General features: G+C 59.4%; 15 protein-coding genes. 7 read left to right on the top strand and 8 right to left on the bottom strand.

All coding sequences use genetic code 11. The features are described 5' to 3' along the window. Positions 1-3 precede the first annotated feature (3 nt). The 5 genes from BLU63_RS00155 to BLU63_RS00135 form a co-directional block, all read right to left on the bottom strand. On the bottom strand, positions 4-825 hold the full coding sequence (locus tag BLU63_RS00155; RefSeq protein WP_010458485.1) for an ABC transporter permease: 822 nt from the start codon (positions 823-825) through the stop codon (positions 4-6). A 10-nt stretch (positions 826-835) separates the two neighbouring features. After that, entirely contained in the window at positions 836-2101 is a 1266-nt protein-coding gene (locus BLU63_RS00150; protein WP_010458486.1) for an ABC transporter permease, read from the bottom strand. Positions 2102-2173: 72 nt separating this feature from the next. Beyond that, a complete protein-coding gene (locus BLU63_RS00145; protein ID WP_010458487.1) occupies positions 2174-3214 on the bottom strand; it encodes an ABC transporter substrate-binding protein in 1041 nt (346 codons plus the stop codon). Between the two features lie 170 nt (positions 3215-3384). Continuing rightward, positions 3385-4491, bottom strand: a complete 1107-nt coding sequence (locus tag BLU63_RS00140) for an ABC transporter ATP-binding protein (protein ID WP_083374636.1) — start codon at positions 4489-4491, stop codon at positions 3385-3387. Beyond that, the gene (locus BLU63_RS00135) at positions 4488-5885 is read right to left on the bottom strand and encodes an aminotransferase (RefSeq protein WP_231990929.1); all 1398 of its coding nucleotides are present in this window, start codon (positions 5883-5885) and stop codon (positions 4488-4490) included. The genes BLU63_RS00140 and BLU63_RS00135 overlap by 4 nt, the downstream gene beginning before the upstream one ends. A gap of 184 nt (positions 5886-6069) precedes the next feature. Here BLU63_RS00135 and BLU63_RS00130 point away from each other — a divergent pair, with 184 nt between their 5' ends. The 4 genes from BLU63_RS00130 to BLU63_RS00115 all read left to right on the top strand — a co-directional run bounded on the left by BLU63_RS00130 (position 6070) and on the right by BLU63_RS00115 (position 10073). Beyond that, the gene (locus BLU63_RS00130; protein ID WP_010458491.1) at positions 6070-6957 is read left to right on the top strand and encodes a transketolase; all 888 of its coding nucleotides are present in this window, start codon (positions 6070-6072) and stop codon (positions 6955-6957) included. Continuing rightward, complete coding sequence (locus tag BLU63_RS00125; RefSeq protein ID WP_010458493.1) at positions 6954-7952, top strand: transketolase family protein; 999 nt, start codon at positions 6954-6956, stop codon at positions 7950-7952. The genes BLU63_RS00130 and BLU63_RS00125 overlap by 4 nt, the downstream gene beginning before the upstream one ends. Next, positions 7942-9234, top strand: a complete 1293-nt coding sequence (locus BLU63_RS00120; protein ID WP_010458495.1) for an aspartate aminotransferase family protein — start codon at positions 7942-7944, stop codon at positions 9232-9234. The genes BLU63_RS00125 and BLU63_RS00120 overlap by 11 nt, the downstream gene beginning before the upstream one ends. Positions 9235-9404: 170 nt before the next feature. After that, the gene (locus BLU63_RS00115) at positions 9405-10073 is read left to right on the top strand and encodes a GntR family transcriptional regulator (RefSeq protein WP_010458497.1); all 669 of its coding nucleotides are present in this window, start codon (positions 9405-9407) and stop codon (positions 10071-10073) included. 196 nt (positions 10074-10269) lie between these two features. On the opposite strand, the gene BLU63_RS00110 is transcribed toward BLU63_RS00115, so the two are convergent. Further along, on the bottom strand, positions 10270-11451 hold the full coding sequence (locus BLU63_RS00110; protein WP_077748879.1) for an acetyl-CoA C-acyltransferase family protein: 1182 nt from the start codon (positions 11449-11451) through the stop codon (positions 10270-10272). Then, positions 11448-12230 (bottom strand): enoyl-CoA hydratase, encoded by a 783-nt coding sequence (locus tag BLU63_RS00105; RefSeq protein WP_010458500.1) that lies wholly within the window; start codon positions 12228-12230, stop codon positions 11448-11450. Before BLU63_RS00105 ends, BLU63_RS00110 begins: the two co-directional genes overlap by 4 nt. A 228-nt stretch (positions 12231-12458) precedes the next feature. Here BLU63_RS00105 and BLU63_RS00100 point away from each other — a divergent pair, with 228 nt between their 5' ends. From BLU63_RS00100 to BLU63_RS00090, 3 genes are read left to right on the top strand one after another with little or no spacing between them, the layout of a single operon-like run. Then, positions 12459-13562, top strand: a complete 1104-nt coding sequence (locus tag BLU63_RS00100; RefSeq protein ID WP_010458502.1) for a polyamine ABC transporter substrate-binding protein — start codon at positions 12459-12461, stop codon at positions 13560-13562. Between the two features lie 31 nt (positions 13563-13593). After that, positions 13594-15012, top strand: a complete 1419-nt coding sequence (locus tag BLU63_RS00095; RefSeq protein ID WP_083374635.1) for an aminotransferase — start codon at positions 13594-13596, stop codon at positions 15010-15012. A 53-nt stretch (positions 15013-15065) separates the two neighbouring features. Next, complete coding sequence (locus BLU63_RS00090) at positions 15066-15902, top strand: helix-turn-helix transcriptional regulator (RefSeq protein ID WP_371857860.1); 837 nt, start codon at positions 15066-15068, stop codon at positions 15900-15902. 73 nt (positions 15903-15975) lie between these two features. On the opposite strand, the gene BLU63_RS00085 is transcribed toward BLU63_RS00090, so the two are convergent. Then, positions 15976-16188, bottom strand: coding sequence for a hypothetical protein (locus BLU63_RS00085; protein ID WP_083374633.1), 213 nt, complete (start codon positions 16186-16188; stop codon positions 15976-15978). Between the last annotated feature and the right edge of the window lie 127 nt (positions 16189-16315).

Genomic DNA, 16315 nt, shown 5'->3' with positions numbered 1-16315 from the left:
AGGTTATTGCTCCTTGAGTTGGCGGGCGTTGCGTTGTGCTCGCAAGGTCAGCCAGGTAGTGGTCATCAGCCCGACAATGCCCACCAGTAGCAACAATGTCGACATGGCGAGAATCGAGGGGTCGATGGTGTCGCGTATGCCATCGAACATTTGCCGGGGCAAGGTCCGTTGGCTGGGGCCGCCGATGAACAGCACCACGACGATTTCGTCGAACGATGTCATGAAGGCGAAGAGTGCGCCCGATATCACACCAGGTGCGATGATTGGCAAAGCAATACCCGCGAAGGCCCGCACAGGTGAGGCGCCGGACATGGCGGCGGCCTTGAGCAAGGTCATGTCGAAACCCTGCAGGCTGGCGGCAACACTGATCAGGACGAAAGGCGTGGCCAGGACGGTGTGGGCCAGAATCAGACCGAACAAAGTACCTGTCAGGCCCAGTTTGCCGAAGAGAAAATACATGCCCAGCCCGGAGATCACAGGTGGGAAAATCATCGGTGAAATCAGCAGGCCGAGCATTCCGCTGGCGGCTGGCAGGTTGCGGCGTGCAAAGGCCAGCGCGGCCAGCGTTCCGAGCAATGTCGCCAGCAGTGTCGAGGCGATGCCGACCCACAGGCTGTTGCTCAGCGCTTGCATCCAGGGACCGCTGGTGAATACCCGTTCATACCATTGCAGGGAGAGTCCCGGGAGCGGGTAGGAGAGGAACGTGCCACTGCTGAATGAAATCGGTACCACCGCCAACAGTGGTGCGATCATGAAAATGCTCATCAATAGACCGAACAACACATGAGCCTTGCGGGCGAGGTAAGCCTGTATGAAATGGTTCATGGGAGCTCCTTCAGCGCAGGCCGGCAATCTGGCGAATACCCACCAGGCGCGCGGCCAGCAGGTAAATGACCATGACACAGGAAATCAGCACCAGCCCGAGTGCCGAGGCCATGCCCCAATTGACGGTGGTGTTGGTATAGAACGCAATGAAATAGCCAAGCATCTGTTCGCGGGCACTGCCCACCAGGGTCGGCGTCACGTAGTAACCCGCCGCGACGATGAACGTGAGCAGGGTGCCGGAACCGATCCCCGTCAAGGTCAGGGGCAAGTAGACCTGCATGAACCCGCGTATGGGATGAGCGCCGAGTGAGGCTGAGGCGCGCATGAAATGGGGCGGGATATTTTTCATCACGTTGTACAGCGGCAGCACGCTGAACGGCAGCAGGATGTGCACCATCACGATGTACACACCCGACAGGTTGAAAATCATCGGCAGCGGGTGATCGATCAGGCCGAAGCGCAGCAGTAACGTGTTGACGATGCCTTTGTCCTGCAGTACCACGATCCAGGCCGTGGTTCGTGCCAGCAACGAGGTCCAGAACGGCAGCATGACCGCCAGAAACAGCAAGACTTGCAGGGCCGGTGAAGCCTTGACCATCAACGCGGCAAACGGAAAGCCCAGCAACAGACACAACAGCGAGACTATCAGGGCGATTTTCAGGGTCTTGAAGGTCAAGTCCAGGTACACCCGCTGGCTTTCTTCGACCGGCGCGACACCTTGATCCGTTTGCTTCAAGTCCAGGGCGGCCAGCAGGTAATACGGCGTATAGGCCGGGGACGCGCGGCGAAAGTCCTCCCACACCTGTGGTGAAATCCAGCGTTCATCGATGGCGGCCAAACGCTCTCGGGCGCTCTGGCTTTCCGGGTTCGCCAGCGGCGTTCTGTAGGTCCGTGCGGTGTTCATGACCAGGAAGCGATAACCACTGTTCTCGTAGTTGAGGCGTCGTGCCGCCTCACCAATGACTGCATTGCTCGGGGCGTTGATAAAGTCTTGCTCGAGCGCATCGAACACCCGGTCAGTTGGCAGCGCCGTTGAATCCTTCGCCGGCTCGTCGACCATCGTCCTGATGGCCGTGGGGAACGCTTGTAGCAGTTCGGGATTGCTGACGGCCCGGTAGAACATCATGCCGATCGGCAGAGCGAAGAAAACACAGGTGTAAGCCAGCAGCGGCAAGAGCAGCAGCATCGAAACCCAGCGCTTGCGGCGACTGGATTGATAATGGGCGACGGCCAGCGTGTCGACGCAAGCCGGTGCATCTATTGAGGAAACGGACATAGTGAAACCCACCTTGATAAAACCATACTCGAACCGCGCCTCCGTCATCGGCGGCGCGGTCTTGAGGCCTGTTTACTGTGCGACCCAGCGGGTAAACCGGTTCATCAGGTCTTCCTCGTAGTTGACCCAGAACGGTGTATCGAGCAGCAGGGCATCTTTCATGTTGGCCGGGGCGTTGGGCAACGCGCTGGCCGTCTTCTCATCCATGGCCGCTATGGCCTTGCTGTTGACAATGCCGTAAGGAATCGCGTGGGCGAAATCGCTTTGGGCCTTGGCACCGAGGATGTAGTCGAGGAGTTGATAACTGGCGGTTTTGTTCGGGGTGTTCTTGATGATGGTCCAGTAGTCCATGCTGTACAGCTGTTGCTGCCAGATCAGTGGAAAATGGTTTCCCTGTTGATTGGCGATGGCGATCCGGCCGTTGTAGGCGGCACTCACGGCGATGTTACCGGCGGCCAGCCATTCCAGCGGCTGAGCGCCGGTTTCCCACCATTGGATGTAGGGTTTGATTTGGTCCAGTTTGGCAAATGCACGGTTCTGTCCCGCCGGGGTCGCCAGCAATTTATAGACGTCGGCCGGTGCGACACCGTCGGCCATCAAGGCAATTTCCAGGGTCATGCGTGCCTGTTTACGCAAGCCGCGTTTGCCTGGCCATTTCTGGACGTTCCAGAAATCAGCCCAGCTTTTCGGGCCGTCGGCGCCAAATTTTTTCGGGTCGTAGGTCATCACTTCGGACCAAACAAACGCCCCCACACCGCACTCCGAAAAGGCCTCGGGATTAACCTCGGGCGCATTCTTCAATTGTTTGTGATCCAGGTCTTCGAGCAGGCCCTGTTCGCAGGCCAATTCCATTTCGTTCTGGTCCATCTGCACCAGGTCCCACGTGGGATTACCTGACTCGACCATCGCTTTCTGTTTCGCCAGGCCGCCGCCGTAGCTGTCTTGAACCACCGGTTTGGCGCTTTGCGCGGCAAACGGTTTGAACCAGGCCTTGTCGAAAGCCTCCTGCGTGGCGCCACCGAAACCGACCACCGTCAGGTCGCGGGCCTGGGCGAGGGGGCCGGTCAGTGCCAGCGTGAGTACAAGGGCCAAGCGTGTTGAATGTGAGTGCATGGTGCAACTCTCCTGCTGAAGGAAAAGCAAATAGGGATTAGCGGGTGTACCGGCAGGAAAGCGGCTCAGGTCGAGTGATCGAAACTGTGCATAGTGATGACCTTCTTATTGTTGTGGGTGTGGTGTGTTTCGGTGGTGACAAGGGTTTTGGGTCAGGCGCGGAGCGGTGCTCAACCCTGCGCGAAAACCCGCGCGTCTTCGGGGCGCCAGCTAAAACCGATGCGCTGACCGTTGTTCAAGCCCTTGATGGCCTCATCGTTGGCGGTTTTCACAATCAGCGTGTCGTCGTTGTCCAGTTTCAAGTGAATGCGCAGGTGATCGCCCAGGTAGACACGGTCGGCCAGAGTTGCCTGATAGCTGTTCTGATTGATCGGGGACAGTCGGATGTTCTCCGGACGGATCAGCAGCTCGACTTTTTTCGAGGCGCCGATTGGCATCGTCACGCCCATGCCACGGGCCTCGAAACCAGCGTCAAGTGCGATCTCGACCTCATGCCCATGGCGTGCAACGAGACTCCCGCGCAATACATTGTTTTCACCGATAAACGTGGCCACGTAAGCGTTTTCAGGATGCTCGTACAGCGAAACCGGATCGCCGATCTGGGCAATATCACCTTGATGAAACACGGCTACCCGGTCGGACATGGTCAAGGCTTCGCCCTGATCGTGGGTCACGTACACCACCGTGACGCCGAGTCTTCGATGCAACTGTTTGATTTCGTACTGCATGTGCTCGCGCAGGTTCTTGTCGAGAGCGCCGAGCGGTTCGTCCATCAGGATGACCTGTGGCTCGAATACCATGGCGCGGGCAAGGGCGACGCGTTGCTGCTGGCCGCCGGACAACTCCGTGGGGCGCCGTTGCTGCATGTCATGCAACTGGACCATCTCGATCGCACGCTTGACCTTGCTCTGCACCTCGATGCGATTGAGTCCGCGCATTTTCAATGGATAAGCCAGGTTCTCGGCCACGGTCATGTGCGGAAACAGCGCGTAGTTCTGGAATACCATGCCCATGCCGCGTCGGTGTGCCGGGACGTTCTGGATCGGTTTGCCCATCATGCGGATTTCGCCGCGGGTCGGGGTTTCGAAGCCGGCAAGCATCATCAGCGTGGTGGTCTTGCCCGATCCGGACGCACCGAGCAGCGTCAGGAATTCTCCTTGCGCGATGGAGAGATTCAGGTCCTTGATGATCAGCGTCTTGCCGTCATAACTCTTTTGCACATGGTTGAGGTCGATCAACGCACCGGATGAGTCGAGGGAATGGGCGAGGCTATTCATGAGCAGTGTCCCGTGGCGTGATTGACGTCGTTCAGCGCGTCCGTCAGGCGGCTGACCAGTTCGCGCAGCTGTGTCGGTTCAATAATGAAAGGTGGCGCCAGGGCGATTGAATCGCCCATGTTGCGCACGATCAGGCCGTGCTTGCGTGCCGCCAGTTCGACCTGCGCGCCGATCGCCACCTGCGCCGAAAACGAGCGTCGCGATGACTTGTCAGCCACCAGTTCCAGACCCGCAACCAGCCCGATGCCGCGGATTTCGCCAACCAGAGGGTGGTCGAACAGTGGCGCCAGTTCGCCGTGCAGAACCTCACCCAACTGGCGGGTGCGGGCAGGGATGTCCAGCTCCTGGTAGATGGATAGCGTCTCAAGGGCGACGGCGGCGGCCACCGGGTGCCCGGAGTAGGTGAAGCCATGTCCGAAGCCGTTCAGTTGCTGGCTCTGTTCTTCAAGCACTCGGTAGACCGGGCCGCTGACCACGGTGCAGGAAATTGGCTGATAGCCCGCCGAAAGGCTTTTGGCGCAAGCCATCATGTCGGGTGCAAAGCCCATCGTCTGATGGCCGAACCACTGACCGGTACGACCAAAGCCACAAATGATTTCGTCGGCCAGCATCAGAATGTCGTAACGGGCCAGCAGTGCCTGTACCGCGGAAAAATAGCCGGATGGCGGGACGATCACGCCGCCGGCTCCCATGACAGGTTCGCTGATGAAGGCAGCGATGGTGTCTGCTCCTTCAGCCTCGATGCGTCGCTGCAAGTCGGCGACCAAGCGTTCGCAGAAGGCGGCCTCAGACTCACCGGGCAAGCCATTACGGTAGTAATGGGGGCACTCGACATGAATCACCTGGTCCAGCCGCAAGCCGAATGCAGCGTGCATGTTTGGCAACCCGGACAGCGTCGCCCCCATCACCGTGGAGCCATGAAAACCTTTCTGGTGGGCGATGATTTTGCGCTTGTGCGTATTGCCCCGCGCCCGGTGCCAGGCCCAGGCCATTTTGATCATCGAGTCGTTGGCTTCCGAGCCCGAACAGGCAAAAAACACTCTCGCATCCGGTAGTGGCGCGAGGGTGGCGATGCGTTCGGCTAGGCGTGCCGTCACCGCTGGAACCCGATGATTGAAGGTGTGGTAGTAGGGCAGCACGTCGAACTGGCGTTGTGCGGCGTCGGCCAGTCGACGATTGGAAAACCCCAGACTGGCACACCAGAGACCGGACATTCCTTCAATGTATCGCTGTCCGTGTTCGTCGATGACGTGGATGCCATCTCCGCGTTCGATGACCATCGGGCCTTGTTGTTGATGGCGCCGCAGGTTGGTCTGCGAGTGCAGGTGAAAGCGTTGATCTGCCTGGGCCAGAACGCTGGCTGCGGGGGTGTTTTCGTGCGGCACGAGTGGCATCTCCGAGAGCTGAAATCAATATAACTTATAAGATCGCAAAATTCGGCCTAGTCTGGCCGGGGCATTCCTGCCTGTTGGAAAAAATAACGCCAACGGCTTGTTGTTGCAATATATATCTTATAAGTTGTAAGAAGGAGGCCGTGAGAGCGGTCGCCTTTCTAACAACCATTCAGGAAATGCAGCCATGTCGATAGCCGCTCCACCCCCCATTCCCGTTCCGGTCGAGGACCTGAGTCCCGGGCACATCGCCCACCTCAAAGAGCGCGCGCTGTTTGTACGCCTGGAAACCGTGCGCCTGATTTCCATCGCCAAGGTGGGGCACTACACCTCGGTGTTTTCCTGTGCTGAAATTTTCTCGGCGCTGTATTACGACGCCATGCGCTTGCGCCACGGCGAGCCCAAGTGGCCAGGTCGTGATCGCTTCTTGATGGGCAAGGGACATGCCGCAGTGGGGCTGTATCCGTTACTGGCGGACTGGGGCTTTTTCGACAAGGCGCTGCTCGACGGCTATACGCGCCTGGGTAATCCGTTAGGTGATCACCCGGATATGCGCAAGGTCGCGGGGGTCGATTTCAGTTCCGGTTCCATTGGTCATGCATTGTCCGGCGGACTGGGCATGGCGTTGGGTGGACGGCTGCAGAACAATCCGTTCGATGTGTATGTGCTGCTTGGCGACGGCGAAATGCATGAAGGCCAGGTCTGGGAAGCGGCAATGGCGGCTGCGCATTACAAAACATCGAACCTGATCGCGATCATCGACCGAAACGGTTACCAGCTCGACGGCAAGGTCGACGACATCATCGGAATTGAACCGCTGGGCGACAAATGGCGCGCTTTCGGCTGGGACGTGCATGAGGTCGACGGGCATGACGTCGCCGCCGTGGCTCGTCTGTTGCGCCAGCTGAAAGCCGATACGCAACGCGAAAAGCCAGTCTGCGTGATCGCCTTGACCGTCAAGGGCAAAGGCGTCGAGTACATGGAAACCGAGCCCGGCTGGCATCTTGGCTGGTTGGCCGAGGAAGACGAATTGCTCGCTATCGAAGAAATCAAATCCAAAGGAGGTGTGCAATGAGCTCGCCCGTCAGCGCCGATACCTGGCAGTACCGGCAGATCAACGCTCGCGCCCCCGGCCTGAACTATTTGTCTGATGCGTTGATCGACCTGGTTGACGCCGGTCACAAGATCGCCGTCGGCACCGCTGACCTCCAGTACTCCAACGGCTTGAGTCGCTTCGCTCAGCGCCACCCCGAACTGTTTATCCAGTTCGGTATCTCCGAGCAAAACATGGTCACCGCGGCGGCGGGCATTGCCACCACCGGGAGCATGCCGTTTGTGGCGACATTCGCTTCATTCCTGGCCTTGCTCTGCTGCGAGCAGATTCGCATGGATGTGGCCTACAGCGCACTTCCGGTGCGGCTGATCGGACACCATTCGGGAATCAGCCTCGGTTTCTATGGCACCTCGCATCACGCCACCGAAGACCTGGCAATCACCCGCAGCATCGCTGATCTGACGGTCGTCGCACCCGCCGATGGCCCACAGTTGGCGGCGGCGATACGTGCCTCGATCAACCATTCGCAACCGATTTACTTCCGTATTGGTCGGGGCCAGGAACCTAACGTTTACCCCGATGACGTGGTGTTCGAGTTTGGCAAAGCCATCGTTCATGAGCGGGGTAGTGACCTGACCCTGATCGCCACCGGCAGCATGCTTCACCCGACGCTGGAAGCCGCGCAGGCCTTGCGCGCCAGTGGTTTATCGGTCGGGGTGATCGATATGCACACCATCAAACCGCTGGATCGTGATGCGGTGCTGCATGCGGCGGGCGAAAGCGGGTTGTTGATGACCGTCGAAGAACACAACGTGCTGGGAGGGCTGGGCGGTGCTGTGGCGGAAGTGCTGGCCGACACGGGTCAAGGGACGCGTTTGCGGCGTCACGGGATCGAAGATGAATACAGCCTCATTGCCCCGCCGACCCATCTCTATCGCCATTACCGGCTGGATGCCGTGGGTATTGAAGCCGTTGCCCGGGAGGCACTTGCCCCAGGAGTCGATCATGTTGCTTGACGCCAATCAGTCCTTGCATGAACGGGCTCGGCAGGTGTTGCCGGGCGGCCATCTGAGCCCGAGCCGCAAACTCGGTCAGCCTTATGCGTTTGTTCGTGCAGAAGGTCCGTATCTGTACGACGCCAACGGCGACCGTCATACCGATTTCCACTGTGGTTTCGGCGCGCATGTGCTCGGGCACGGCAATCAGGCGATTCGTCAAAAGGTTGCACACGTCAGCGAACGCCTTGACCTGATCGGCGCCGGCATTACCGATCTGGAAGTCGAGACGGCGCAAGCGCTGGTCGAGTGCATTCCCTGCGCCGAGCAGGTCGCGTTTTGCAACAGCGGCTCCGAAGCGACTTATCACGCCTTGCGCCTGGCGCGGGCCGTCACCGGCGCCAAACGGATCATAAAATTCCAGGGCGGATATCACGGCTGGCACGACTATGTGGCGATGAACGGCCAGACATCCCGTGAGCGCATGGACAGTTTCGACCCGATGTCTGACGGTATTCTGCTGGATGCCGCGCAGTACACGATCATCCTTCCGTATAACGATGCCGAGGCGGTGGAGCGTTACCTCAAGTCCAATCCGGGGGAGGTCGCGGCGATCATCGTCGAACCGATTGCCCACAACATGGGCTCGGTGACGGCATCGACGGCATTTCTGCGGGCGCTTCGGCAATTGACCGTCGAGCACGGCGTGATTCTGATTTTCGATGAGGTCATCACCGGCTTTCGTCATGCGCTGGGCGGCTATCAGTCGATCGTCGGCGTGACACCGGATCTGGCAACCTTCGGCAAGGCGGCTTCATCAGGTTATCCCGTGGGCTTGGTCGCCGGCCGTCGGGATCTGTTGGAGCGCGTAGGGCAGTCGGGCGACCGGGGCGTGTTCATGGGCGGAACGTTCAATGGAACGCCATCGACGCTGGCGGCGGTGCTGGCGACCATCGAGGAGCTTTCTCGCGAAGGCGTCTACGAACGCCTGTTCGCCATGGGCGACTATTTGCGCGGGCAGCTCGACGGCATTATCCAGCGGCTGGGCATTCCCGCTCAAAGTGCCGGATATGGGTCGGTCTGGCTGATGTACTTTTTCGAGGGGCCGTACAGCCAGTACCGTGATTTGTTGCGCAACGATGACGCGCTGGACCTGGCGTTTCGCAAGCGTTTGATCGAGCAGCGGATGATTTTTCAGCCATTACCCCTCAAGCGCCTGTACCTGTCGACCTCGCATACCACAAAGATTCTCGATGAAAGCCTCGACGTCATCGAAAACGCCCTCAAGGCGCTGATTCGCTAGGCCGAGCAACGGAGAGCGGCACGCGCAGTGCCGCTCTTTCTGCATATGATTCCCAAACCGCTGTAGAGCGAGGTTGAGTGTTACTTATAGGATATAAGACAATGTATTTCAGATTTTTGGCGCAACCCCGACAGGCTGCGCAATAAAAAGCATTATCCAGGAGTTCGACCGTGCAGATTCAACCGCTGGAACAAGGCAACCTGTCCGCCCGCGCCTATTACGCCATTCGCGAAGGACTGATCGCCGGCAACTTCCGGCCCGGCGAGCGGCTGGTCATGCAAGACCTGGCCGACAAGCTTGGCACCAGCGTCACCCCAGTCCGCGAAGCCTGCCTGAGGCTGGTCAGCGAGCGCGGTCTCGAGTTGCGTTCGGGCCGTTTTGCCATGGTTCCGGAGCTGACCATGAGCCGGTATTTGGAGGTGCGCACGATCCGCATCGCACTGGAAGGCCTGGCCGCTGAGCTCGCCACGCGCAACGTTACGCCGCAGGACCTGACTCGGCTGGAAGAACTGCATGCCAGTTTTCAACAAGCCGACCAAGCCAACGACGGTCCGCAAGCAATGCATTTCAACCGTGAGTTCCACTTCACGGTCTACCGGTTGGCGGCAATGGACATGCTGACTGCCCAGATCGAAGGGTTGTGGGTTTCCATGGGGCCGATCCTCAATCTGTTTTACACCAAGGGGCATAACACCTACATCGGTGCCGACGAGCATCTGGTACTGATCGAAGCCCTGCGCGAGAAAAAGCCGGCCAAGGCGCGCAAGGCCATTGCTGAAGACATCATGCGCGGTGGTGTCAGCATCATCGGCTTCATTACCGAAAGCGAAGGCAAGTAATCCGAGATTGAAGTAGATAACCCACCAGTTCCTCGATACGGACCTGGGGAATGTTGGCCGCACGGCACGGCGACGTGTTCTGGGAGTTAATCCAGGGCGTGGGGAAGGGGCGGGATTGATGGATTGCGACCAGTTGCCGAAGGAAATCATCAAGCAGCAGCGATGCCCGGCGTTGCACCGGACATCGCGCTAACACTCAAACTCGCTCAAAAATCGCCGCAATCCCCTGGCCACCGCCAATGCACATGGTCACCAACGCATATCGTCCGTTGATGCGCTGCAGTTCGTGAATGGCTTTGGTGGCAATCATTGCGCCGGTCGCGCCCACTGGGTGACCGAGGGAAATACCCGAGCCATTCGGGTTGACCTTGGCCGGGTCTAGGTCCAGTTCCTGGCTGACCGCACAGGCCTGGGCGGCGAAGGCGATGTTGGCTTCGATCACGTCCAGGTCAGCCACGGTCAGGCCTGCGCGTTTGAGTGCCAGGCGTGTAGCGGGAATCGGGCCCAGGCCCATCAGTTCTGGCTCAACACCGGCGTGGGCATAGCTGACCAGGCGAGCGAGCGGGCGCAGGTTGTTGACCTGCACCGCGCTGCCGGTGGCCATGACCAGTGCCGCAGCGCCGTCGTTCAGGCCCGAGGCATTGCCGGCCGTGACTGAACCGTCCTTCTTGAACGCCGGCTTCATCTGCGCGAGTTGTTCCAGGGAAGTGGAACGCGGGTGTTCGTCGATGCTGAACAGCGTCGTTTCCTTGCGGCCACGGATTTCGACCGCTGCGATCTGCTCACTGAAGTAGCCATTGGCGATGGCGAACGCCGCGCGTTTTTGATCTTCCAGGGCTAGGGCGTCTTGCATGTCGCGGGTGATGCCGTTGCGCTCGGCAATGTTTTCGGCGGTGATGCCCATATGGATGCCATGGAACGGGTCATGCAGGATGCCCAGCATGTAGTCGATGGCCTGGACGTTGCCCATGCGCGCGCCCCAACGGGCGGACGGCATCAGGTACGGGCCGCGGCTCATGGACTCGGCACCGGCGCCGATGGCAATCTCGGCGTCGCCCAGCAGCAAGGTCTGGGCCGCGCTGATGATGGCTTGCAGGCCGGAACCGCAGAGGCGGTTGACGTTGTAGGCGGGGGTTTCCTTGGGGATACCGGCGTTCATCGCGGCGACCCGGGAAATGTACGCGTCGCGGGTCTCGGTCGGGATCACGTTGCCCATCACCAGATGGCCGATTTGCGCCGGGTCCACGCCGGAGCGCTCCAGGGCGGCCTTGACGGCCGTGGTCGCCAGATCGGCCAGCGGGACATCTTTGAGCGAGCCACCAAAGGAGCCGATGGCGGTGCGTGCGGCGCTGACAACAAATACGTCTGGGGTGTTCATGAAGGCTTTCCTGTAGATGGGTTCTTTTCAGTGCTGCGATTAACCAGTGCGTTCAACGCTGCCTGCGCTTCAGGGGTGGTCAGGCGCTTGATGAACAGCAAGTTCTCCTGGCGAATGGTGGCTTGCAGTTCCGGCATGGACGTCTGCTTGAGCAGTTGCCGGGTCTGACGCAGGGATTCCTGGGGGAGCGCCAGCAGGCGACGAGCCATGCGCTCGGCGGCCGCCAGGCACTGTGGCCCGTCGTCGAACAGTTCGTTGGCCAATCCGCACGCGACGGCGGCGGCACCGTCCAGGCTGTCGCCCCACAGCAGCAAGCGCGCCGCCCGGGCATGACCGAGCAGGCGCGGCAGCAGCAGGCTGGCGCCGAACTCCGGGCACAGGCCCAGGTTCACGAACGGCATGCGTAACCGGGCATTGCGCGTGACCAGCACCTGATCGCAATGCAGCAGCAGGGTGGTGCCGATGCCGATGGCCGCTCCGCAGACCGCCGCGATCAACGGTTTTTGCAGGTGGATCACCACGCGCATCAGGCGAAACGCCGGGCTATCCAGATCGGTCGGCGGATGCTGGAGAAAGTCCGCCAGGTCGTTGCCACTGGTAAAGCAGGTGTCGCCACCGGTGACAATGATCACGCCGATTTCAGCGTCTTCATCAGCGGCCAGCAACAGATCGGCCAGCTGCGTGTACATGCGATTATTCAGCGCGTTGAGCTTGTCGGGGCGGTCAAAGGTGAGCGTCAGTACACCTTCGTTTCGTTCTTGTTTGATCAGGTCGTTCATGTACGTGCCCTGGGTGATCGCTATGAACGGCACTCTAAGCGCGGGACCGGCGCCGGATCTATGACAAAACCAGTCAACGAAACTGCCGCTTTTTGCCATGTCGGCCGTCGCGAGCGCCACAAACCGGCCCACACACCCATTCGGGGTATGGCGCGGTTGGCTGAATCGACCAATAGTGGATTCATCCGCTCATCCAGATCGGAACTCGCTTGATAAGGTGAATTTGCTATGCGCAAGGCCTTCTTGGTGATGCTTGGTGCGTTGATTGTGCCGCTGTCGGCAGCCGTCCACGGCGCCGAAGTGGACGATAGCCACACGCTGCGGCTGTATAACTGGGCGGATTACATTGGCGAAAAAACCATTGCCGACTTTCAGAAAGCCACCGGCATCCGGGTGATCTACGACACCTTTGATGCCTATGAAACGGTTCAGGCCAAGTTACTCACAGGTCACTCCGGCTATGACCTGGTGGTGTTGAACGCCTCCCTCGCACCACCGCTGATCAAAGCCAAAGTGTTCCAGCCGCTCGACAAAAAGTTGCTGCCAGGCTGGGCCAACCTGGACCCGAAAGTCTTGCAGGACTTGCAGGGGTTCGATGCAGGCACGCTGTACTCGGCGCCCTATACCTGGGGCAGCAATGGCATCACGTACAACGTCGACAAAATCAAGGAGCGCATGCCGGACGCGCCGATTGGCTCGTTGGCGATGATCTTCGACCCTAAAATCGTCTCGCGCTTCGCCGATTGCGGCGTGACCCTGGTCGATGCGCCCACTGAAGTCATTCCACTGGCGCTGAAGTACCTGGGGCGCGACCCGCGAAGCGCCGCGCCGGAGGACCTCAAGGCCGCCCAGGATTTGCTGCTGTCGGTCAGGCCGTACATCCGCAAGTTCGACTCGGTCAACTACCTGACCAGCCTGCCCAATGGCGATGTGTGCATGGCCATGACCTGGTCCGGCGATTACGCGACCGCCATGGCTCGCGCCGAAGAAGCCAAACTGAAGATCAAGCTGGCCTATTTCATTCCCAAGGAAGGTTCGCTGATCTGGTTCGACAATCTGTACATCCCCGCCGATGCGCCCCACGTGGCCAACGCCCACACGTTCCTCGATTACTTGATGCAGCCACAAGTCATGGCCGACGTGACGGACTTCATTCACTACGCCAACAGCAACGCGGCGGCCACACCGTTAGTGCACGCCGATGTGCGCAATAACCCGGCGATTTATCCCGATGACGAAACCCGCCAGCGGCTGTTTCCGCAAAAAACCCAGGATGCAAAAGAGATGCGTGCCATGACCCGGGTCTGGAGCACGGTGAAGAGCGGGATTTGATCGTTTACCCATTTTGGTTTGAGGTTTTTGTATGGCTACTCCAACTCAGAAAATGCTGTCGAGCGTTGATAACGCCCATTTGCTCAAAGCTGATAAAGCCCACTACATGCACGGCTATCACATGTTCGACGAACACGCCGAACAGGGCGCGCTGAACATTGTGGCCGGTGACGGCGCTTATATTTACGACACCCAGGGCAACCGCTTTCTCGATGCGGTGGGCGGCATGTGGTGCACGAACATTGGGTTGGGCCGAGAGGAAATGGCGCTGGCGATTGCCGACCAGGTCCGGCAACTGGCGTACTCGAACCCGTTTTCCGACATGTCGAATAACGTCGCCATCCAGTTGTGCGAGAAACTCGCCAGCCTTGCCCCCGGTGACCTCGATCACGTGTTCCTGACCACCGGCGGCTCCACCGCCGTGGACACCGCTTACCGGTTGATTCAGTACTATCAGAACTGCCGTGGCAAACCGGAAAAGAAGCACGTCATCGCCCGTTTCAACGCGTATCACGGCTCGACCACACTGACCATGTCGATCGGCAACAAGGCCGCCGACCGTGTGCCGGAATTCGATTACGCCAACGACAAGATTCACCACGTCTCCAACCCAAATCCTTACCGGGCGCCGGATGGCATGGACGAGCCGCAGTTTCTCGAGTTTCTGATCAAGGAGTTCGAAGACAAGATCCTGTCCATCGGCGCAGACAAGGTCGCGGGCTTTTTTGCCGAGCCGATCATGGGCTCCGGCGGCGTGATCATTCCGCCCAAGGGTTACCTGAAACGCATGTGGGAAGTCTGCCAGCGCTACGACATTCTGTTTGTCGCCGACGAGGTGGTGACGTCGTTCGGGCGCCTGGGCAAGTTCTTCGCCTCGTATGAGGTGTTCGATGTTCAGCCGGACATCATCACCACGGCCAAGGGGCTGACGTCGGCTTACTTGCCGTTGGGCGCGTGCATTTTTTCCGACCGTATCTGGAAAGTGATTGCCGAGCCCGGCAAGGGCCGTTGCTTCACCCACGGCTTCACCTACAGCGGCCACCCGGTCTGCTGCACGGCGGCACTGAAAAACATCGAGATCATCGAGCGTGAACACCTGCTGGAGCATGTCGACGTGGTCGGCGCGTATCTGGAACAGCGTCTGGCCACACTCAGCGACTTGCCGCTGGTGGGCGATGTGCGCTGCCAGAAATTCATGGCCTGCGTGGAGTTCGTGGCCGATAAACGCACCAAGGCGTTGTTCGCCGACGAGATCAACATCGGCGAGATGATTCACTCCAGGGCGCAGGCCCGGGGGCTGCTGGTGCGGCCGATCATGCACCTCAATGTCATGTCGCCGCCGCTGATCCTGTCTTGCGCTCAAGTGGATGAAATCGTCGAGACCCTGCGGGTGTGCATTCTTGAAGTGGCGGGCGAACTTGAGCAGAACGGCCTGTATTTCGGCCAATGAGTTCGTCGAATCCGCGGTTATCAGGTGCCGGTTCACCCGCTAGACTGCGGGGCATGAGCAAACCAAACGATGACACATTGATCGCCTTGCCCTTCGGCGCCTTGCATAAATGGCACGGCGAAATGCGCCAGGCCTTCGCCCATATCGATGAGCCCGACGCGCTGAGCTTTTTGGCGTCGGCCTTCGGGCATCTGGTGGCTATCGAATCGGTGATGATCAGCCTGGAACACAAGGACCGCCCGCCACAATTGTTGTATCAGCGGGGCATCCCGGAAAAATACCGGGAGTCGATCATCGACCGCTATTTTTCCGGGGGCTACCTGCTCGACCCGTTTTGCCTGGCGGTGGAGCAGGGGCTGGCCGAAGGGTTTTATCACCTGGAGGACATTGCCCCGGACAACTTCTTCGACAGTGAGTACTACAAGACTTACTACTTGAAGGCCGGGAGTTCGGAGGACAGTTTTTACATTGTCGATACCGGCCATGACACCCAGGTGTCGGTGAGCCTGTTTCAAGGCTTCGGCGGGGAAAGTCTGCGGCTTGAACAGCTGAACCTGCTGCGGGCGGTTGAGCCGCTGGTGCGCGAATTCATCCGCGAGTTCAGCTGCCGGGGCTTGCAGCTCAGCGCCGTCAATGAGGGCGTGCGTGACGATCTCAAACAACGTGTGCAGTCCGCCTTCGAGCAGTTCGGCTGCGACTTGCTGACCGAGCGCGAGCGGGAAGTGGCGCACATGGTGCTGCGGGGGCACTCGGTGAAATCCACGGCCAGCCAGATGAGCATCTCGCCGGAGACGGTGCGCATGCACCGCAAGAACCTTTATCTGAAGTTGAACATCGGTTCACAGTCGGAATTGTTTGCGCTGTTTATCGAGTGGCTGCGCAAGCACTGATCCAACCGCCAGCCGCTCCCACAAGGCATCACCATAGAAGACGGGATGAGCAATTAGCCGGGTCTTCGAACCACTACGGATCTGACTTTTTATCTACCTGGGGAGCCAAGGGGCTATCCAGCACCCAATGCATTTTCTGAAAGGCTTTGCGCTCGCGCGCGACCGCAGCGTCCCATTCATCCCCGAACGCTTTGCCCGAGCGGACCAGCTCCATGACCGCCGCCGTTGCGGCGGTCAGTTCGAGGCGGGCCTGGCGCAGGTCTTCGTTGAACTTCTCAATCGTCATCCATGCACTCTGAAAGTCGTTGCAGGCGTTTGTATGACCGGGAAGCAGATTTTTTCGGCCAGATTTGAGGGTCGATTGGTCGCAAGTCATCGAGGTTCAACTAGAATTTTAGACGTCGGAAGGCAGG

It is taken from the genome of Pseudomonas mandelii (assembly GCF_900106065.1).
In the GTDB taxonomy this organism is placed as follows: domain Bacteria; phylum Pseudomonadota; class Gammaproteobacteria; order Pseudomonadales; family Pseudomonadaceae; genus Aquipseudomonas; species Aquipseudomonas mandelii.
This window is presented reverse-complemented; position numbering and strand designations above follow the sequence as displayed.